Annotated in this window: 18 protein-coding genes; 14 read left to right on the forward strand and 4 right to left on the reverse strand. The window is 57.9% G+C overall.

Features of this window, described 5'->3' with window-relative positions; translation table 11 throughout:
* Positions 1-257 precede the first annotated feature (257 nt).
* The 4 genes from BN1117_RS07190 to BN1117_RS07205 all read left to right on the forward strand — a co-directional run bounded on the left by BN1117_RS07190 (position 258) and on the right by BN1117_RS07205 (position 5,352).
* Positions 258-710 carry an early set domain-containing protein gene (locus BN1117_RS07190; protein WP_040096092.1) on the forward strand — a complete coding sequence of 151 codons (453 nt, stop codon included), beginning with the start codon at positions 258-260 and terminating at the stop codon, positions 708-710.
* Between the two features lie 209 nt (positions 711-919).
* Positions 920-3,067: an adenosylcobalamin-dependent ribonucleoside-diphosphate reductase gene (locus BN1117_RS07195; protein WP_040096094.1), complete on the forward strand. Its 2,148-nt coding sequence runs from the start codon at positions 920-922 to the stop codon at positions 3,065-3,067.
* Between the two features lie 10 nt (positions 3,068-3,077).
* Complete coding sequence (locus BN1117_RS07200; RefSeq protein ID WP_040096096.1) at positions 3,078-3,761, forward strand: TSCPD domain-containing protein; 684 nt, start codon at positions 3,078-3,080, stop codon at positions 3,759-3,761.
* Positions 3,762-3,981: 220 nt separating this feature from the next.
* Positions 3,982-5,352: a PhoH family protein gene (locus BN1117_RS07205; protein ID WP_040096098.1), complete on the forward strand. Its 1,371-nt coding sequence runs from the start codon at positions 3,982-3,984 to the stop codon at positions 5,350-5,352.
* A 535-nt stretch (positions 5,353-5,887) separates the two neighbouring features.
* Here BN1117_RS07205 and bcp read toward each other — a convergent pair.
* Both bcp and BN1117_RS07215 read right to left on the reverse strand, forming a co-directional pair.
* On the reverse strand, positions 5,888-6,352 hold the full coding sequence (bcp, locus tag BN1117_RS07210) for a thioredoxin-dependent thiol peroxidase (protein WP_040096099.1): 465 nt from the start codon (positions 6,350-6,352) through the stop codon (positions 5,888-5,890).
* A gap of 24 nt (positions 6,353-6,376) precedes the next feature.
* Positions 6,377-6,910, reverse strand: coding sequence for a glycine cleavage system transcriptional repressor (locus BN1117_RS07215; protein ID WP_040096101.1), 534 nt, complete (start codon positions 6,908-6,910; stop codon positions 6,377-6,379).
* Between the two features lie 205 nt (positions 6,911-7,115).
* Here BN1117_RS07215 and dapA point away from each other — a divergent pair, with 205 nt between their 5' ends.
* The 3 genes from dapA (at position 7,116) to BN1117_RS07230 (ending at position 10,393) form a co-directional block, all read left to right on the forward strand.
* Entirely contained in the window at positions 7,116-8,003 is an 888-nt protein-coding gene (gene dapA / locus BN1117_RS07220) for a 4-hydroxy-tetrahydrodipicolinate synthase (protein WP_040096102.1), read from the forward strand.
* Positions 7,996-9,123 carry an outer membrane protein assembly factor BamC gene (gene bamC, locus BN1117_RS07225; RefSeq protein ID WP_040096104.1) on the forward strand — a complete coding sequence of 376 codons (1,128 nt, stop codon included), beginning with the start codon at positions 7,996-7,998 and terminating at the stop codon, positions 9,121-9,123. The genes dapA and bamC overlap by 8 nt, the downstream gene beginning before the upstream one ends.
* 166 nt (positions 9,124-9,289) lie before the next feature.
* On the forward strand, positions 9,290-10,393 hold the full coding sequence (locus BN1117_RS07230) for a phosphoribosylaminoimidazolesuccinocarboxamide synthase (RefSeq protein WP_040096106.1): 1,104 nt from the start codon (positions 9,290-9,292) through the stop codon (positions 10,391-10,393).
* 128 nt (positions 10,394-10,521) lie between these two features.
* Here BN1117_RS07230 and BN1117_RS07235 read toward each other — a convergent pair whose 3' ends face one another.
* Positions 10,522-11,124: a short chain dehydrogenase gene (locus BN1117_RS07235; protein WP_040096107.1), complete on the reverse strand. Its 603-nt coding sequence runs from the start codon at positions 11,122-11,124 to the stop codon at positions 10,522-10,524.
* Between the two features lie 97 nt (positions 11,125-11,221).
* Between BN1117_RS07235 and BN1117_RS07240 the strand changes: the two genes are divergently transcribed.
* The 4 genes from BN1117_RS07240 to BN1117_RS07255 all read left to right on the forward strand — a co-directional run bounded on the left by BN1117_RS07240 (position 11,222) and on the right by BN1117_RS07255 (position 14,144).
* Positions 11,222-12,121, forward strand: coding sequence for a LysR family transcriptional regulator (locus tag BN1117_RS07240; protein WP_040096109.1), 900 nt, complete (start codon positions 11,222-11,224; stop codon positions 12,119-12,121).
* A gap of 71 nt (positions 12,122-12,192) precedes the next feature.
* On the forward strand, positions 12,193-12,834 hold the full coding sequence (locus tag BN1117_RS07245) for a DUF2057 domain-containing protein (protein ID WP_040096110.1): 642 nt from the start codon (positions 12,193-12,195) through the stop codon (positions 12,832-12,834).
* 73 nt (positions 12,835-12,907) lie between these two features.
* Positions 12,908-13,354, forward strand: a complete 447-nt coding sequence (locus BN1117_RS07250; RefSeq protein ID WP_040096112.1) for an HIT domain-containing protein — start codon at positions 12,908-12,910, stop codon at positions 13,352-13,354.
* Positions 13,355-13,442: 88 nt separating this feature from the next.
* Positions 13,443-14,144 carry a DUF3334 family protein gene (locus BN1117_RS07255; RefSeq protein WP_040096114.1) on the forward strand — a complete coding sequence of 234 codons (702 nt, stop codon included), beginning with the start codon at positions 13,443-13,445 and terminating at the stop codon, positions 14,142-14,144.
* 65 nt (positions 14,145-14,209) lie between these two features.
* On the opposite strand, the gene BN1117_RS07260 is transcribed toward BN1117_RS07255, so the two are convergent.
* Complete coding sequence (locus tag BN1117_RS07260; protein WP_040096115.1) at positions 14,210-15,208, reverse strand: DUF2860 family protein; 999 nt, start codon at positions 15,206-15,208, stop codon at positions 14,210-14,212.
* Between the two features lie 165 nt (positions 15,209-15,373).
* Between BN1117_RS07260 and arcB the strand changes: the two genes are divergently transcribed.
* From arcB to BN1117_RS07275, 3 genes are all read left to right on the forward strand, one after another.
* Positions 15,374-17,686, forward strand: coding sequence for an aerobic respiration two-component sensor histidine kinase ArcB (arcB, locus tag BN1117_RS07265; protein WP_040096117.1), 2,313 nt, complete (start codon positions 15,374-15,376; stop codon positions 17,684-17,686).
* A gap of 51 nt (positions 17,687-17,737) precedes the next feature.
* Positions 17,738-19,102 carry a dGTPase gene (gene dgt / locus BN1117_RS07270; RefSeq protein WP_040096119.1) on the forward strand — a complete coding sequence of 455 codons (1,365 nt, stop codon included), beginning with the start codon at positions 17,738-17,740 and terminating at the stop codon, positions 19,100-19,102.
* A 315-nt stretch (positions 19,103-19,417) separates the two neighbouring features.
* Positions 19,418-19,621, forward strand: coding sequence for a hypothetical protein (locus BN1117_RS07275; RefSeq protein WP_040096124.1), 204 nt, complete (start codon positions 19,418-19,420; stop codon positions 19,619-19,621).
* The last annotated feature ends 221 nt before the right edge of the window (positions 19,622-19,842 follow it).

A 19,842-nucleotide genomic window follows, 5' to 3' on the forward strand; every position in this document is an offset into this window, starting at 1 on the left:
GCGGGGTTTTTTATTGCCTGAAAATCAGCAAATCGCCTGAAAATTGGCCTCCCCTCTTCCCGTAGTTCAATGAATTCTCCCATAAAGCACCATAATAACCGCTCTTTTCTGTTTGATATTTGCTCATTGGTTCAATGGGTTGGATATAAAAAACACAGAATGTGATGCCTCTACCTTTCTTGTGATGCCTCCTCTGGTTTAATTCTTCAGTCCATATTGATGGACCAAGGAATCACAATAATTTAAGGAATAGACCCATGTTCAAAAGAACAGTAACGATGATGCTGGCGGCGGGAACCCTGGTATTAGGTGGTTGTGCATCCAATGGTGGTGCAGAGCAGTCTGCAGCAGACAACAGCGACTTCGGTGGCAAGTCCATCTACCTGCGCGGGGAGATGAATGACTGGATGGCGACTGATGAAAGCAAGGTGGTCAAGGTGGCTGACAAGCTCTATATGGCTAAAGGCACCCTCAAGAAAGAGTGGGCCCCGTACAAGTTCAAGTTTGCTGATTCAGGCTGGAGCTGCGGTACCAACTTTGGCTACAAGAGCCCCAGTGATGGTATTGTTGTATTGGGTGGTGAGGCTGTTCCTGCTAACCCCTGCTCCAAGTATGAAGACATGAAGTTCTCACCGGAAGTTGATGGCGTATACGAGTTTTATCTGAATATGGCGGGTGAAACGCCGAGCGTTTACATCAAGAAACCCTGATCTATCTCTGAGTGTTAAATATCTCGGCAAATTAATCAGTTAAGTGCCCTGGCCCAGAAACCTGCTGGCCGGGGCTTTTTTTTGGGTTTCAATTGGCCTTCATGGTATCGGGGTGCTGTATGTTGTGCCATTTGCTCAATAGTGGTGCCATATGTTGTGTTTTGTGCTGTTATCATGATGTTGATGCATTCACATAAGGTTGATTGGAGATGGCTAAATCGAACCCAGTGATGGAGAGTAATCGTGGCCCCCGCCTTATTCCCCTGCAAGAAACGTCCCTCGAGATCTGGGATAGCAAGTATCGCCTCAAGAACAAGGATGGCACTCCCATCGACAGCTCTATCGATGAGACCTACCAGCGGGTTGCCCGTGCGTTAGCAGAGCAGGAGCTGGAGCCGGAGGCCTGGTATGAGCCGTTCCTGTGGGCGCTGCGCAATGGGGCCATTCCGGCGGGCCGCATCACCTCCAATGCGGGGGCTTTTGAGCACAAGCCGGCCACTTCAACCATCAATTGCACTGTTTCCGGCACCATCGAAGATTCGATGGACCATATCCTCGGTAAGGTGCACGAGGCCGGCCTGACCCTGAAAGCTGGGTGCGGTATCGGCTATGACTTTTCGACCCTGCGCCCGCGCGGTGCCTTTGTCTCCGGTGCCGGTGCCTACACCTCAGGCCCACTCTCCTTCATGGATATCTATGACAAGATGTGTTTCACCGTCTCGTCAGCCGGTGGCCGTCGCGGCGCCCAGATGGGCACTATGGATATCCGCCATCCCGATGTGATCGAGTTTATTCAGGCCAAGCGTGAAGATGGCCGCCTGCGTCAGTTCAACCTCTCCCTGCTCATCACGGAAGATTTCGTCAAGGCGGTGAAAGAGGGTGCGCCCTGGTCGCTGCTCTTCCCCTACACCGCCAAAGAGGTGGAGCAGGATGCCATTGCACTGGACGATCCTGCTCAGGTGCTTTGGGCAGACTGGCCCAACAAGGAAGGGGTCGTGTTCAACGAGTTGGGGCAGGTCGCCTGCAAGGTCTACAAGACCATGCCCGCCCGCAAGCTGTGGAATGTCATCATGACCTCCACCTATGACTATGCAGAGCCCGGCTTCATCCTGATCGACAAGGTCAACCAGATGAACAACAACTGGTTCTGTGAAGAGATCCGCGCGACCAACCCCTGTGGCGAGCAGCCGTTGCCACCCTACGGTGCCTGTCTGCTGGGCTCGGTCAATCTGACCAAGTTTGTGCGCGACCCTTTTACTGAAAACGCGGCGTTCGATTGGCAGGCGTTTCGCAAGGTAGTGGCCATCTTCACCCGCATGCTCGATAACGTGGTGGAGATCAACCAGCTGCCGCTGGCCAAACAGCGCGAGGAGATCATAGCCAAGCGCCGGCATGGCATGGGTTTCCTGGGGCTTGGTTCGACCCTCACCATGCTGCAGATCAAGTACGGCTCTGCGGCATCCGTGGCCTTTACCAAGCAGGTATCTCTGGAGCTGGCGATGATCGGCTGGCAAGAGTCCTTGCGTCTGGCCAAGGAGAAGGGCCCGGCCCCCATCATGGAGCAGGAGTTTGAAGTGACTGGCAAGATGCTGCGTCTGCGCCCCGAGATGGCGGCTGATGGCATCAAGGTGGGCGACAAGGTGAAGGGCAAGGTGCTGCACGCACGCTATAGCCGCTATATGCAGCAGGTTGCCGAGGTGGATCCTGCGCTGGTCGCCGAGCTGGCGGAAGTGGGTGGGCGTTTCACTCACCACAGCAGTATCGCCCCCACCGGCACTATCTCCCTGTCACTGGCCAATAACGCCAGCAACGGCATCGAGCCAAGCTTTGCCCATCACTACAGCCGCAATGTCATCAAACCCGGCAAGAAGAGCAAGGAGAGCGTCGACGTCTACTCCTTCGAACTGCTGGCCTATCGCGAGCTGGTGAATCCGGCCGCCATGCCCTATGCCGATGATGAGGAGAGTCGTCTGCCGGACTATTTCATTACTGCTGATGACATCACCCCGGCCCAGCATGTGGACATTCAGGCGGCGGCCCAGCGCTGGATCGACTCCTCCATCTCCAAAACCGCCAATGTGCCGACCGATTTCCCGTTCGAGCAGTTCAAGGACATCTACATGTATGCCTCGGACTCCGGCCTCAAGGGGTGCACCACCTTCCGCTTCAATCCGGAGGCCTTCCAGGGCGTGCTGGTGAAGGAGAAGGATCTGGAGAACACCCTCTATGAGTTCACCCTGGAGGATGGCTCCGTCATCTCCGTCAAGGGGAACGAAGAGATCGAATACGATGGCGAGCTGCACACTGCCGCCAACCTCTACGACGCCTTGAAAGAAGGCTATTACGGTAAATTCTGAGAACGACATTATGGTCAAGAAGATCGACAAGAAAATCGTCGCCTACAAGGTGCGTACCAAGGATGGGCCGCAAGAAGATCTCTCTGCGCAGGATGACGTGGTGCACATGCACGAAACCGTGTTGCGCCCGGAGCGGCTGATGGGCACCACCTACAAGCTGAAGACGCCGGAACATGTTTCCGAGCACTCGCTGTTCATCACCATCAACGACATCATTCTCAACGAGGGCACGGTGCACGAAACCCGCCGTCCGTTCGAGATCTTCATCAACTCCAAGAGTCTGGAACACTACCAGTGGATCGTGGCGCTGACCCGCATCATCTCCGCCGTTTTTCGCAAGGGTGGTGATGTCACCTTCCTGGTGGATGAGCTGCGCTCGGTGTTTGATCCCAAGGGTGGCTACTGGAACAAGGGCAAGTATGTGCCGTCGCTTATCGCCGAAATTGGCAACGTGATCGAGAGCCACTTCACCGAGATTGGCATGCTCAAGGTAACCGGGCTGGACGAGCATCAGCAGGCATTTCTGACCGAGAAGCGGGCCGAGTTGCAGGCGGCGCAAGAAGCTGAAGAGCAACATGCGGGCAGTGGCTTCCCGGCCAATGCCGCGCTCTGCTACAAGTGCCACACCAAGGCGCTGGTGCAGAAGGATGGCTGCATGACCTGCCTCAACTGTGGCGACTCCAAGTGCGGCTGACAGGCTGGCTCAAGTCGTTGAACGACAGCAGAAAAATCGGTCGCAGCGCGGGTATTTTGATTGCTGTTTTTATGTGCAATCAAATCAATCGGCCCAGTGATTTGTTGCGCAATAGTAAAATCGGGCGTAGCGTTGAGAGTAATAAAACTGTCACGGCCGTGTGGTTTCAATGACATCTGAGATTCACACACGTGGCCCTTCAGTGCCAAGGAGGATGCTTATGGACAATACGGACCGAAAGCTGTTTATCCTGGATACCAACGTTCTGCTTCACGAACCCCTCGCTATCTACTCCTTCAAAGAGCACGATGTGCTCATCCCCATGACGGTGCTGGAAGAGCTCGATAACATCAAGGATCGCAACAAGGATGTCAGCCGCGATGCGCGGGTGGCCATTCGTGCTCTGGAAGATGTGTTCCGCGATGCAACCCCGGATCAGATCACTCAAGGGGTACCGCTGGCTGGCGAAGCGAGCGGCAATATCTGCATCTTCAGCGATCACCATCTACCGCAGGATGCCGAGATCTTTACCGACAAGGAGGCTGACAACCGCATCATCAATGCGGCCCTCTATCTGCAAAAGCATGAGTTGAAGCGTCAGGTGGTGCTGGTCACCAAAGACATCAACATGCGCCTCAAGGCCAAAGGAGCCGGGCTTGCTCACGTTGAAGATTACCGCAGTGACCAGCTGATCGACGATATCCGCCTGCTGGCCAAAGGCTTTCAGGTAGTGCCCGGCAGTTTCTGGGAGCGGGTTGGCGAGTGCGAGAGTGAGACCCATGGTCGCGACACCATCCATCTGATCGATGCCAACCTGCTGGAGGGAGTTCACGTCAACCAGTACCTGATCGATGAGGAGAACTTCTTCGCCGCTCGGGTGCTCAGCCAGGATGGTAACAAGATCCGCATCAAGGATCTGGGCCGTGACAGGCTGATGTCCCGCAAGGCGTGGGGGGTGCATCCCAAGAACGTCTATCAGGGGATGGCCCTCGATGCCCTGCTCGATCCGCACATCGATCTGGTGATCCTGACCGGCCCGGCCGGTTGCGGCAAGACTTTGCTGGCGATGGCGGCGGCGCTGGAGCTGGTGATTGAAAAGGGGGTTTACGAGAAGGTGATCGTGACCCGCAATACCCCGGAAATTGCCGAAAGCATCGGCTTCCTGCCCGGCACCGAAGAGGAGAAGATGATGCCCTGGCTGGCGGCGGTGACCGACACTCTGGAGGTGCTGCACAAGCAGGACGAGAACATGAGCGGCTCGCTCAGCTACATCATGGAGAAGGCCAACATCCAGTTTAAATCGGTCAACTTTATGCGCGGGCGCAGTATCCAGAACACCTTCGTGCTGCTGGATGAGTGCCAGAACCTGACCGCCTCCCAGATCAAGACCATCATTACCCGCTGCGGCGAGGGGACCAAGATCGTCTGCTCCGGTAACCTGGCACAGATCGACTCCAACTACCTGAGTCCGGTAACCTCGGGTCTGACCTACATCGTCGAGCGTTTTAAGGATTTTGACGGCAGTGCCAACATCTTCCTCAACGGCGTGGTACGCAGCCGACTGGCTTCGTTCGCCGAGGAAAATCTCTGATTAAATACAATAGGTCATAGGTACAAAGGGAGGTCAACAGCCCTTAATGCCAGTCAGCTCAGCCTGACTGGCATTGTTTTTTATTGGGATTTTTACACTGAGCCTGAACTTCTATGGCCTTACTTTCACGCCGTGAGGGGCATTTCTTGCTCGATGTCGGCAGTACAAACAACCCTGCACAGCCACCTGCTGCGGGATATTTTCCGGCGGTGTCCTGACACTGCTGCTCGGTGCTCTTTGGTAGGGGCGCTGATGGCCTTGACCAGTCGAATCATGGTTATGGGCCGATGGCGCAGGCGCGCGACCTTGCCAGCGGTGGGCTGGGTAGTGATGGGCCTGGGGTAATGAGGTCGGCTAGTGGCTCAATGCGGGGGAATGGCGGGCGTGAAGAGGGCCGAGATCCAAGTCGACAGGCACAAAAATCCGAAACCAAATCGACAGGTTTCGGATTTTTATACATGGGGCAGGCTGTTTCATGGCGTCTTCGCCGACAGGCATTACTTGCGTGGCTGGCCTGACCATTACCGCGGGGAGGTTATCCCTTGAGGAAATCCAGTACTACCTGATGGTGATCGCTGGTTTTGAACTTGTCGAAGTGGTGGGCAATCTTGCCCTCTTCGTCGATCAGGAAGCTCTGGCGGTGAATGCCGTCATACTCCTTGCCCATGAACTTCTTCGGGCCCCAGACTCCAAAGGCATCGGCGACGGCGTGGTCTTCATCGGCCAGCAGGGTGAAGTTGAGCTGGTCCCGCTCTTCGAACTTTTTCAGCCGTTTGGCCGGATCCGGGCTGATGCCAAGCACCACCACATTGAGGGCGGCCAACTCGGCGTTCACATCGCGCAGGCTGCAGGCCTGGGTGGTGCAGCCGGGGGTCATTGCCTTGGGGTAGAAATAGACCAGCACCTTCTTGCCGCGCAGGCCAGCGAGGCTGACCTGATTGCCATTCTGGTCGGGCAGGGAGAAAGCGGGGGCGGGGCTGCCAGCTTGTAGTGGTTGCATGGGGTCTCCTCGGGTAAAACGCCTTCAGGCGTGTTTGCGATTGACGATAAACTCGAACGATTCGGCACCCAGTTGACGACAGAATTCGGCGAAGGCGGTTTGCGAACCTTCCACTTCACCCTCTCTGGCCAGATTGAGCTGAAAACTGATCTTCAGCAGGTTGAACGGCTGCTGCTCCAGGGTCATGGATTGCATCGCCTGAATGTTCCAGCCATGTTCGCTGAAGAACTGGGTGCACTGGCTTACGATACCGGGCTCGTCGCGGATCAACAGGTCGGCACTGGCGCGGATGTCATACTGCAGGGAGTGGTGGCGTTCGGTGCGTTTCATCATGGTGATGAGATCCCACTCCTGGCTACGCAGGGGCAGGCTGATTTCGAGTTGCATCATGCTGTTCCAGTCACCCGAGAGCAGCATGATAAAGGTAAATTCATTACCGAAGATGCCAAGGCGGCTGTCCACAATGTTGCAACCACAGCCACTGACGTGACGGGTCACTTCATTGACGATGCCAGGCCTGTCCGTGCCGATGGCCGTTACGACCAGGTAGTGAGTCATAAATCTTCTCTCGTCCTTTATTTCGTTGCGAAAGCTGCGCTGGCAAGCCAACCCTGCGGCTCCGATGACCACTCCCTGAGGGGCGCTGCCGACTTTCGTCCATTACTTTTTGTTCCGGATGGTATCACGGCTTGCCCCCTCTCTCCCTTGTTTTTCAAAGGGGTCAGCTTTACCATTACGCCCCTGAAAATCGGGAGAAAAGTCCATGTTACGCGGTAGTATTGTTGCGCTTGTTACCCCCATGCTGGCTTCAGGTGAAGTCGATTGGGCCAGTCTGGCCAAACTGGTCGACTATCATGTCAGCGCCGGGACCAGCGCCATTGTTGCGGTGGGGACCACAGGGGAATCGGTGACCCTGAGCGAGCAGGAGCATATCGCAGTCGTTGAAAAGACAGTTGAGTATGCCGCCGGACGCATTCCCGTCATCGCCGGTTGCGGCTCCAACAATACCGCCCACGCCATTGAATTGGCCAGACGCTTGGCCAAAACAGGCGTGGTGGCGGGTCTCTCGGTGACCCCTTACTACAACAAACCTACTCAGGAAGGTCTCTATCGTCACTATTGTGCGATCGCCGAGGCTAGTGGTCTGCCCCAAATTCTTTATAATGTGCCCGGTCGCACCTGTTGCGATCTCAAACCGGAGACCGTGGCTCGTCTGGCCAAGGTTCCCGGCATTATCGGTTTGAAAGAGGCAACCGGCGATTTGAGCCGCACCCCGCTGCTGCGCGAGTTGTGCGGGCCGGAGTTTGCTCTCTACAGTGGCGACGATGCCACTGGTTGTGATTTTATGCTGCAAGGTGGCGACGGCGTGATTTCGGTCACCACCAATATTGCAGCGGCCCAGATGGCCGACATGTGTCGTGCTGCGCTGGCCGGTGATGCCGGACAGGCCCATGACATCAACAATCTCTTGATGCCGTTGCACCAGACTCTGTTCTGCGAACCGAGTCCCACCCCGGTGAAATGGGCTTGTGCCCAACTGGGGCTGATTGCAACAGCCACCTTGCGCCTGCCACTGGTTGACCTCACCCCTGAGGGCGAACAGCTGATGGCGCGAGCACTGACCACAGCGGAGTTGATGGCGAGTGTTTAAATCTAATGGAAAGGGAAATAGAGCCCGTCTGGTGCTGAGCGTTGCGACTGTAGCCGTACTGGCTGGTTGCAGCTCCCCCCAGGATCGCAAAATGGCCAACCGCGACTTCGGTTATGAAGATGCCCGCCTCGAGGGCCGTGCGTTCTTGATCCCCGCAGGATTGAGCGCCCCCACCTTTAACAGCCAGTACGATATCCCGCCGCTACCCGAGAGCAGCCGAGAAGGAGCCCTCGGTGCCCAGGTTGACGTGCGCCCGCCCGCCCAGTTGTTGACCGTGGTACCGGGCAGTCAGGTCGTGCAGGCCGCAACCGAACCGACCGTTGCCTTCTATGCCCTGAGCACCAGCCAGAGCGTGGAGCGCGATACCTGGTCGTTCCTGATGAACTTCCTGGCCAAATACAAGGTCACCACCGAGAAGCTGGATCAGCAGGATGGCGTATTGCAGACCGGCTGGTTTGACAACACGGTTGCCCTCGATGGCTGGGGGGCAGATGATGACGATTTCAAGATCCGTCAGCGTTACCAATTTACCGTGCGTAACGATGTCCAGCGCCACGCCGTCAATATGTCGGTCCGGGTGCTGGATCACGAAGAGACCATCGACGGCGAGACCAGCAACAAGCTGACCCCGGCCGATGCCCAGCGTTATGCCGCCCGGGTGCTGAACCAGTTCTCTCTCTATTACGACAGCCAGCTGAAAGCCCGTGAGCAGCACAAGTCCAACGATGGTATGGGTCTGCAACTGGGTCTGGACAACAACGAGCTGAGCGCCTGGATTGCCGAAGGCTCCTTTGATCAGGTGTGGCGTCGCCTCAATCAGGTACTGCCCGCTTATGGTTTCATCATCAAGAATACCCAGCAGTCACTGGGCTGGATCGATGTCGAGTATGACGAGCCGGGTGCCGAGTTCTGGAAGGCGAAAGGGAGTGAGCCGTTCAAGCTGGAAGAAGAAAAATACCGCTTCCAGCTTGGCGAAATGGCGGGAGGCAAGACCTCCATCACCCTGTTCGACAAGGACAAGAAGCCGGTATCGTCCGGGGTTATCTCCCAGATGTATATCAGCCTGTCCGAGGCGTTCGCCAAGGGGCTGGCCGATCAGGCAGCAGCAAAAGCAGAATAAATACAGGGGCCTTGTGCCCCTGTTTTGTTATCAGAATCCCCCTGAAAACGCGGGGATTCCGAGTGTTTTTCGATGATGCGAGCCCCCTTGCCAGCCCGTTGCAAACAGGGCGTGCAGGTGAGGGACTCGCGATGTTTACCCCCACAAACAGGAAGTGTTATTAGCCATGAGTCTTGCAGATCAAGTATTGGCGGTGAATGACGATTTGCCGATCCGTACCGATAAACCTGTCCATTCCGGCAAAGTGCGCAGCGTCTACTGGTTGACCCCCGAAGACAGTGCCCGGCTCATAAAAGAGAAAGGGTACGATGTGCCCGCAGATACGCCCCTCGCCCTCATGGTGATCAGCGATCGCATCTCCGCCTTCGATTGTATCTGGCAGGGGGTGGGCGGGCTCAACGGTGTGCCGGGCAAAGGGGCTGCGCTCAATGCCATCTCCAGCCACTGGTTCAGGCTGTTCAAGGAGAAGGGGCTGGCTGACAGCCACATTCTGGATATTCCGCACCCCTTCGTCTGGATCGTGCAAAAAGCCCGCCCGGTGATGATCGAGGCGATTGCCCGCCAGTACATCACCGGCTCCATGTGGCGTGCCTACCAGGATGGCGAGCGCGAGTTCTGCGGCATCACCCTGCCGGAAGGGCTCAAGAAGGATCAGAAGCTGCCGGAAATCCTCATCACCCCGTCCACCAAGGGCGTACTGAAAGGGCTGGATGGCGTGCCGGAAGCCGATGACGTCAACGTCTCCCGTGCCGATATCGCGCGCCACCATCAGGCCTTTGGCTTTCGCAACCCCGCTGACATCGACGGTTACGAAGTGCTGCTCAAGGAAGGCTTCAACGTTATCAGCGACGCGCTGGCCGAGCTGGATCAGATCTTCGTCGATACCAAGTTCGAGTTTGGTTATGTCCACGATGCGGCAGGCAACGAGAAGCTGATCTACATGGACGAAGTGGGAACCCCCGACAGCTCCCGGATCTGGGATGGCGCCGCCCTGCGCGATGGCCAGATTGTCGAGAAGTCCAAAGAGGGTTTCCGTCAGTGGCTGCTCAACCACTTCCCGGATCCGGACATCCTGCTCAACAAGAACCGCATGCCGGAACGTTTTGCCCTGGCCCGCGACAACAAGCTGCCGACCGAAGTGATGATGGATATCTCCAACACCTATGTCGGGATCGCCGAGAAGATCATCGGCCACAAGCTGGTGCGCTCTGCCAATCCCAAGCAGGAGATCATCGAGGTGCTGCGCGATCAGTACGGTCTGATTGACTAAGAGTTGCGCTCTTTTTTTGTCGCCTGGAAACAAACGTTTGCCGCTGGCGAAAGATAGAGGCAAATAAACAGATGGGCCCCTCAGCGGGGCCCGTTTTTATTGCTGGTCTGGCGGCAAGCGAGCGGCGATTAGCCGTTGACCCTGAACACCTGACCGGTCTGGATGCCCAACACCGACTTCTTGTAAGCCTGCGCTACCTTGGCGGCGGGCACCGGCACGAAGCCCGGGAAGAAGTCGGCGTATTTGTCCATCGACTCCGCCAGCACGGTGGGGCTCACCACGTTGATGCGAAGGCCCCGGGGCAGCTCGCAGGCGGCCGCTTTCACAAAGTGCTCGATAGCGCCATTGACGGTGCTGGCACTCACGCCCCCGCTGATCGGCTCTTCGCTCAGGATGCCGCTGATCAGGGTGATGGAGCCCTTGTCAGTCAGATAGGGGATGGCGGCGCGGGTCAGGTTGATCTGGCCCATCAGCTTGCTCTGAAGTCCCACCTGCCACTGCTCATCGGTCATCTCGGTCAGGCCGTTGAAGGTCACGCTGCCGCTGGCGACAACCAGCGCATCAAACTGACCCAGCTTGGCAAGCAGCCCCTTGATGGAGGCGGGATCGCCCATGTCGACCGTGGCATCGCCACGACTGTGGCCGACCCGGATCACCTGATGATCTTTGGCAAGCAGTTCACTGACTGCGGAGCCGACGGTGCCGGAGGCACCCACAATCACAATTTTCATCTGCATCACTCCTGGTTGGGATGTGTCGATTCTAGCGCAACAGAAAATGCGAAAAAGCGCGTAAAATAAACTCATTGTTTCCATATTGGAGCTAATTATGGATATCGCCCATCTGGCCAGCTTTTACGAGGTGGTGCTGCGCGGCAGTTTCTCGGCCGCTGCCGATACGCTGGGAGTCAGCAAGGGGATGTTGAGCCGCCACGTCAGCGCGCTGGAGTCCTCCCTCAATGCGCAACTGTTGCAGCGCACCACCCGCCGCCTCAGTCTGACCGAGGCGGGCAAAACCCTCTACCAGCAGGCGGGGGAGATCTTCGCGCTGGCTCGGCAGGCGGAGCAGGATATTCAGGCGCTGACCGAAGAGGATGGCGGTCGGCTGCGCTTTACCTGCCCGGTCAGCACCGGCGATCGCATGGTAAGCGAGTTGCTGGCCAGCTTTGCCGCGCTCTGCCCGGGAGTGGAGGTGGAGCTCAACTTCACCAACCAGATGATCGACATGAGTCAGGGGGAGAACGACATCGCCCTGCGCGCCATGAACGAGGTGCCGGACAATCTGGTGGCCCTGCCGCTGGGGCGGCTCAAGGATGTGGTGGTGGCGAGCCCCGCACTTGTAGCGAGAGAGGGGCGTCCAGCCACTCCCTATGAGCTGAGCGGGCGCAGCTGCCTGTTGCAGGGGCACAATCCAGCCTGGGAGCAGTGGCACTTTATCCGTGAGGGGGAAGAGGCCCACATTCTGGTGCAGGGCAAGGTGCGGGCCAACCACTACAGCACAGTGCTGCAACTGGCGCGTGCCGGTATGGGCTATGCCAAGTGCCCGCTGATGCTGGTGGAATCGCAGCTGACGGCAGGAGAGCTGGTGACCGTGCTCGACGAGTGGCAGAGCGGCCTGCATCAGCTCCATGTGCTGCACGCCCAGCAGCGGCGGGTGCCGCGCAAGATCCGGCTGTTCAAGCAGCTGCTGGCCCAGTGGTTTGCCGAGCGACCCCACTACCTGCTCTGAGCGGCGTTATTTTTCTGTCATCTTCGGCTGCTACCCTGCGCCCATCATCGGCATCAGGAAGATCAGCGGGAATGAAGAGTAATAGAGGGTTGACCGGTTTTGTACTGCTCTGTGCAGTGTTGGGGGCCGGCAGTGTACAGGCCATGGTGGAAGTGAAGGTGCCGGAGAATTTCCGCATCCTCGCGGTGAGCAATGGTACCTTGCAGGATGAGCAGCATGCCACCCTGGCGGATGGCGAGCAGCAACTGCTGGTGCGCTTCGAGGGGGTGATCCCCAGTCGCAGCAGCAGCGAGAATGATCGGCAGGTACGCTCCGAGCCGCAGGTGGTGCGCTATCAGGGCAGCAATCAACATTTGCAGCTAACGGCGAGCGTACCGGGAGACGAGCGGGGGATGCAGGCCTATGCCAAGGCTCCTGTGGTAGCGTTGCAGGAGAATGGCCGCGCGCTTGTCATCCAGCAGGATGCACTGGTGACCAGCGGTATGCTGCTTGGGGTGGATTGGAACGGCAAACTGGCCGAATACAACCGCAGCGGCGGCAAGGCGGCGCTGACGGCTGGCGCCGTTGCTACGCAGCCTGCGGCCACGGCCGCTGGTGGGGCTCAACCCGTTGTGGCAACCAGCGAGCTGGAAGGGCAGTTGCAGCAGCTGTTTCTGCAGGCCGACCCGGCCCTGCGCAAGCGCTTTATCGGTTGGGCCGTGCCACAGCTTTAAGTTTTCAGCCCGTTGCAGTAACGTGGACACTCCTTTTTCAGGCGCTCTGTTCATCGTACTCAACGAGGTTTTCATGTTTGAATTGCATTCACGCCTGCAGGCAGATACCCGGTGGCTCGGGGATCTGCCCCTCTGCCGTGTCTTGCTGGCCAAAGACAGCCAGTATCCCTGGCTGATCCTGGTACCGCGAGTAGCTAACCTGCGAGAAATTCACCATCTGGCACCGGAGCAGCAGCAACAGCTGATGCAGGAGTCCTGCGCCGTCGCCGCCCTGATGGAGCAGGCCCTCGGCCCTGACAAGATCAACATAGGGGCGCTGGGCAATCTGGTGCCGCAACTCCACCTTCATCACGTTGCCCGCTTTGCGACGGATCGCGCCTGGCCTGGCCCCATCTGGGGAGCTCATCCGGTCGTGCCTTACGAGCCGCAAGTTTTGGCGCTGCAGGCCGATACATGGCGTGCCAGGCTCGCCACGCTGAGCGGCTTCACCCCTGTGGCTGCTGATAATGGAGTTAACTGAGAGGCTCATCGCTATTTCAGTCTCCATGCCGCGCTATCTGTTAGAGTTATGGTATAGATAAGTCCATTTCGATGTTTAGGAAGGTCCCATGATAGTGACGAGAGCTGATGAGGAAGCCGTATTGACCACTGAGGATGTGCTGCTTAGCCTGTGCAACTCGGTGACGGACGTTTTGAGTGCCGCGACCATGAGTCAGGTGCGGTTTTCCGGCATGGTGCAGCGGATCAGCAAGACCTGCCTCAAGCCGGATATCGGCTGCTTCGTGCTGTTCGATGGCGGTTTTTCCGGTCTGGTGGTGATCAACTTCTCCGCCGCCGCCGCCATGGAGCTGTACGAGAGCTACATGCTCAGCATGGGGCTCTCCAAGGAGGATCTCGCTATCTCTCACACCTCTGACGAGGTGAGCAATGTGATGGGCGAGCTGATGAATCAGATTGTGGGCAGCTTTACCGTCAAGGTGGGCCGGGATCTGCAGACCCACATCACCCAGAATCAGCCGAAGATGCTGGCCCTCAACAAGCAGGTGATGCTGAGCGTCGATACCAATCTCGATAGCCCGGAGTCCCGCCGCGTCACCTTCTTCACCGCCCGCAACAACATCTTCTATCTGGAGTTGGCGATGGACAAGACCGAGTTCATCCGTATCCACAATGAAGGTATTGATGAAGAGGAGCTGGATCCCGATGCCTTGATTGCCCAGGCCAAACAGGAGGCGACCAAGCCAGCCCCGGTAGCCGCAGCTCCTGCCAGCGGTGCGCACGATGATCTGCTCGATTCTCTCGGGATCTAACGGGCGGCAAGCAAGACAGCAACAAGGCCACTCCGGTGGCCTTTATTTTTTCTGTGGATCGCGGGTTAGAAGTTGTAGAGCAGACCCGTGCTGAAGCGGGTGGCTTGTGAGTCGTAAAAACTGATATCAGAGCTTGATTGGGCGTAGGCTGCGCTGGCAGTTGCGGAAAGGGCGCGTACCCCGAACAGCTTGTGCCAGAAGAAGATGGCGTTCACCGCAAACTCGTTGGCATCGGCGTACTGGCCAAACAGGGGGTTGGCCTCGTCATAGCTGCTCTGTCCCAGGTAGAGGTTGCTGACTAATGACCACTGGGCACCCCGTTTGCCATAAGTCAGCTGCATACCGCTCTGTTTGTAGCGCTGGGCGCGCCCGTCGAGATCCGCATCACGATAAACCAGTGCCGGCTCCAGAACCTGGCCGGGGGCAAAGCGCCACTGATAGGAGAGTTCGAGCGCGTTGATCTTGCCGTTGCGATCGAGGAGCGGGGCATAGCTGGTGCTATGGGCTGCATCGTATTGCTGGCCGCTGCGCTCTTCATCCACATCGATATTGCGGCTGGTCAAGCTGGCGTTGAAATTGCTGCCCCAGACCTTGTCCCAGCTGACCCTGGCGCCGGCAGACTTGATGTCGGTCGAGCTTCGGGCTACTCCCACAGCAAACGGATCGCTCCACTGTTTGGTCGGCATGGCACTGAATACAAAAGAGCCGCCCACAATCCCCTTGTCCCCAAGCTCCTGGCGAACCCCCAACTGCTGGGTAAAGTCGAAGCGTATGGCATCCTGGATCAGGTTACCGAGAAAGAGCTGGGTGCGGGTATCGGCAAAGGTATAGCGGATGTCGGCGTTGATCAGCGGGGCAAGGGCTGAGCTGCTGGGCGGGCTACCCAGCGTGGCGAGGGTGTTGTTGTCATCATCACCACTGTAGAAGTTGGACTTGTAGTTGACGACATTGATGCCGCCCAGCAGAAAACCGGACCAGCCAGACTCTTTGGGGATACTACCCAAATCGGCATGAGCGCTGTTGGCGACGAGCAGCGCAAGACTAAACAGTGATAAATGACGCATCGAAGAGTGCTCCTGGTCCAGTGATTCGGGGGGAAATGAACAAGCCTATGCTGCCGATATTCGTCAGCCAGCTCACAGAATTGCGATGCAACCCCATGAGATAAACCACAGTTCACCCAGTTGTACTGGTATTCTGTACCGCGAATATCGGGGGAAAACAACAAGATGAAACAGATTAAATCCTGGGCGCAATACTATGTCGACCTGATGACCAAGCTCGGGCTGGTGCGCTTCAGTATGTTCCTGGCGGCGGGCATTATCGTGCTGGCGGTCGCCATCCAGATGGGGGTGACCCTGTTCCTGCGTGGCAATATCGATGTGATCGACTTCGTTCGCTCGGTCTTCTTCGGCCTGCTGGTGACCCCCTGGGCGGTCTATTTTCTCTCCATCGTGGTGGATCAGCTGGAGGATTCCCGTCAGCGACTGAGCCGGATGGTGCGCAAGCTGCAGGATATGCGGGAGCGGGATCTGGAGCTCAATACCCAGCTGCAGGAGAACATCAGCCGTCTCAATGCCCAGATTGCCGAAACCAATCGGGCCGAGAGCCTGCGTCTGCAGGCCATCGAGGATCTCGAGAATGAGGTGTTCCAGCGAGAGAAAGCCCAGCTTCATCTGGGGGAGCGTACTGCCCTGCTGCGCTCCTTTATCGACTGCTCCCCCGATCTGGTCTACTACCGCAACGAGGATGAGCAGTTTTCCGGTTGCAACCGCGCCATGGAGGAGCTGACCGGCAAGGTGGAGGCCGAGCTGATCGGTCTGACCCCGTTCGATGTCTACAAGCAGGAGATCGCCAACAAGGTGGTGGAGACCGACAAGCAGGTTTTTGCCAGCAACGAGCCGCTCACCTACGAGCAGTGGCTGGAGTATCCCGATGGCCGCAAGGCTTACTTCGAGCTGCGCAAGGTGCCCTTCTTCGACCGCTTCGGCAAGCGACTCGGCCTGCTCGGTTTTGGCCGCGATATCACCGAGCGCAAGCAGTATCAGGACAAGCTGGAGAAGGCGAGTCGCGACAAGACCACCTTTATCTCCACCATCAGCCACGAGTTGCGCACCCCGCTCAACGGCATCGTGGGCTTAAGTCGGATGCTGATGGATACTCCCCTCGATCCCAAGCAGCAACAGCAGCTTAAGACCATTCACCTGAGTGCGGTGACCCTTGGCAATATCTTCAACGACATCATCGACTTGGACAAACTGGATCGCCGTCGCCTCGAAATTGCGCCAACCCGTATCGACCTGCCCGCCTTCCTCGACGAGCTGGAGACCCTGTCGCGCATTCAGGCGGAGCAGAAGGGGCTCTATCTCCATTTCGATCGCGATGGCGACATGCCGCAATTTGTGATGGCTGACGGTACCCGCCTGCGTCAGGTGCTGTGGAATCTGGTGGGCAACGCGGTCAAGTTTACCGATGAGGGGGGCGTCACCGTGCGTTGCTTATCCCATCCCGCCGATGAGCCGGGCAAGCTGGCCCTGCACTTCGAGGTGGAGGATACCGGCATCGGCATCCCGCGCGCTCAGCAGGAGAAGATCTTCGCCATGTACTATCAGGTGCAGGGCAAGAAGCACGCCACCGGCACCGGCATTGGCCTCGCGGTCTCCCGTCAGCTGGTACAGGCGATGGGCGGGCAGCTCTATGTGGACAGCGATCCGGGCGAAGGCTCCTGCTTTACCGCCGAGCTGGAGGTAGCTTGCGCCGAGCCTGTGTTGCCAGAGCAGGAGGAGGAGATGCCCTCCCTCGATATCCTGCTGGTGGAGGATGTGGAGCTTAACGTGACGGTGGCCTGCGCCCTGCTGGGCAAGCTGGGTCATCAGGTGCAGGTGGCCCGCGATGGCGCACAGGCGCTGGCGATGGCCAACCCGGATGATTTCGACCTCATTTTGCTCGATATCCAGCTACCGGATATGACCGGCTTCGATGTGGCGAAAACCCTGCTGGAGCGTTATGGCGACAGCCTGCCACCCATGGTGGCGCTCACCGCCAACGCTACCGGCGATCGCCAGTACTACCGGGATCACGGCATGCAGGATGTCATTAACAAGCCGCTTGGCTCCAAAGCCGTACGGGAGGTGATTGGCCACCTGTTTGCCGATCTGGCCGAGGATGAGGCGGACGAGCTGGCGGATGCGGGCAATCAGGATGCCCTGCTGGATATCCCCTTCCTCACTGACTACGCCGATACTGTGGGCAAGCCGGTACTGCTCTCCAGCGTCGATCTGTTCGAGAAGATGATGCCGGACTACATGGCTGTGCTCGACTCCAACATGATTGCCAAGGATCAAGCAGGGGTAGTGGAAGAGGCCCACAAGATAAAAGGGGCGGCAGGCTCCATTGGCCTGCGCCGACTGCAGCAGACGGCGCAACTCATTCAGAGCCCGGATCATCCCGCCTGGTGGGAAAACGTGGAAGACTGGATTGAGACGCTGCGCCGGGAATATCCCGGCGATATCGCCCGTCTGCGGCGCTGGTTGCTGTCTTGAGGCTGGAGGTTGTCGTGAGTCTGATGGAAGTTGCTGGCAAGGAGCTGCGAGATGTATAGCCGTTTGATTACCCCCGCGCGCATCCACTCCTGGGGGGATGAGGCGCTGCTGGAGGCGACCGAGCAGGATCGCGCCCGTATCGTGCAGGCCGCACCGGTGCGCAGGTTGCAGCAGAAGACCCAGGTCTTTCCACTTGATGTGAAGGCCTCGGTGCGCAGCCGCCTCACCCACTCGCTGGAGGTGCAGGAGACCGGTCGCCAGATCAGCCGCCGCATTCTGGCCGCCTTGCCAGCCGGCATGGTCTGCGAGGGGGCTTTTATCAATCTGGTGGAGATGTCCTGCCTGCTTCATGACGTGGGCAACCCGCCGTTTGGCCACTTTGGCGAGCAGGTGATGAGCCAGTGGCTTGGCGAGATGCTCGATCCCCTCTATCAGCAGGCGCTGGCGCAGCCCCCCTCGGCCCACTGGGCTGAATTGCGTCAGGATCTGCAACTGTTTGATGGCAACGCCCAGAGTCTGCGGCTGGTGCACAGTCTGCACGAGCTCAATCTGACCCTTGGACAACTGGCTGCACTCTGCAAATACCCGCAGCAGCCGCAACCCGGGGTGAGCTATGGCCAACATCATGGCTGGAGCAGCAAGCGGGGTATCTTCTTTAGCGAGCAGCCGCTCTACCGCGCCCTCGGCCAGGGTCTTGGGTTGGTCCCCGGCTGCCGTCATCCACTGGTCTACATCATGGAGGCGGCCGATGACATCTCCTACTGCATCGCCGATCTGGAAGATGCGGTGGATCGGCGGATCCTGACCCAAGGCGAGCTGCTGGCGGCGCTGCGGACCGCCGATCAGAGCGACTACATGGCTGCGTTGCTGGATGAGGCGCTGACCTCTGAACGGGGCTTTTTTCCTCATTTTCGCCAGCAACTGACCCGGGATCTGGTGGCGTTGGCTGCGGCAACCTATGTCAGCGAACATCAAGCCATTTTGCAGGGATCCTACCCGCAAGCGCTGCTGCACAGTCAGGCGCCGGCGGCACGGGTGCTCGATATCCTCAAGCGGGTGGCCCGTGAGCTGGTCTTTATGCGCCCCGAGGTGGAAGCACTCGAACTGGAGGGGTATGCGGCGCTGCGCGGGGTGCTGACCAGTTATGCCTGTCTTTTGGCGCTGCCAGCGCCACAGTTTGCCCGGCTGCTGGCCGGGGAGGGGAGTCAGGCGCTGTTCTTTGCGCGCCGCCTCTATCATCGCCTCTCGGCCCGCCATCTCAAGGCCTATCGATTGGCGATCGCCACCCCGGATCCACGATTTGCCTGCCAGAACGAGCAGGAGTGGTATTACCGGGTGCGGCTGCTGCTCGATTATGTCAGCGGCATGACGGATACCTATGTGCTGGAGGAGTACCGGCTACTCTCGGGGATCTGATGCCCCAAGCTACTTTTCGGGCAGCATAAAATGCCGTAAAAACGTTTAAAAAGGAGTCGCAAGAGGCTTGTTTTAAATTCGGATATTTTTTAGAATTCCGTGGCCTGTTCAACTTTTATTCGGTAAGGAGACGAAAATGCAACATCTTATGCTCAATATTGCATTCTCTCGCGGCACTGCGTGCGGCGTGAAATCTCGTGCTCTTTTACCGCGTGGCGTAAACAGGTAACCCCTGTCTTTTTATCATCCGCGGTTCGTCCCGCAGGGTGATATCCACTTTCTCCGGGAGAACCGCATGTTCAACTGGAGAATGTCATGTCTATCGAACTGGTTTTACTGCGCAGTGTTGAATCCCTGGTCCAGAGAAGGATTGCCAGGGTCGAGCGTCGTCTCGTGCGGGTCAATCTGTCGCCCGCCCTGCTCAGGGATATCGGGCTGGAAGGGTATCAGGGTCAAATCGCCCTCGTTCGCGAGCGGGAGTATCAAACCGGCTTCCGCCTCGGGAATCGAATAACCTGATAGCGAAGGGGAGAATAAGATCCCCCTCGCTAGTGAAATGGCAGGCGGCATGCCTGCCATTTTTCCATCTTACGGTTGATTCCAGGTTCACATGTTGGTGACTCAGTATTATCCTCTCTGCCCTCTTTGTAACAGCTGTGATTGTTTTCTCGCCTTGCGTCGTCAGGATCTGCAAGATTAGAGGTGGCAGCCCTATCTGTTTTACTCATCAGGACAAGACC

The organism is Aeromonas australiensis, assembly GCF_000819725.1.
Classification (GTDB): domain Bacteria; phylum Pseudomonadota; class Gammaproteobacteria; order Enterobacterales; family Aeromonadaceae; genus Aeromonas; species Aeromonas australiensis.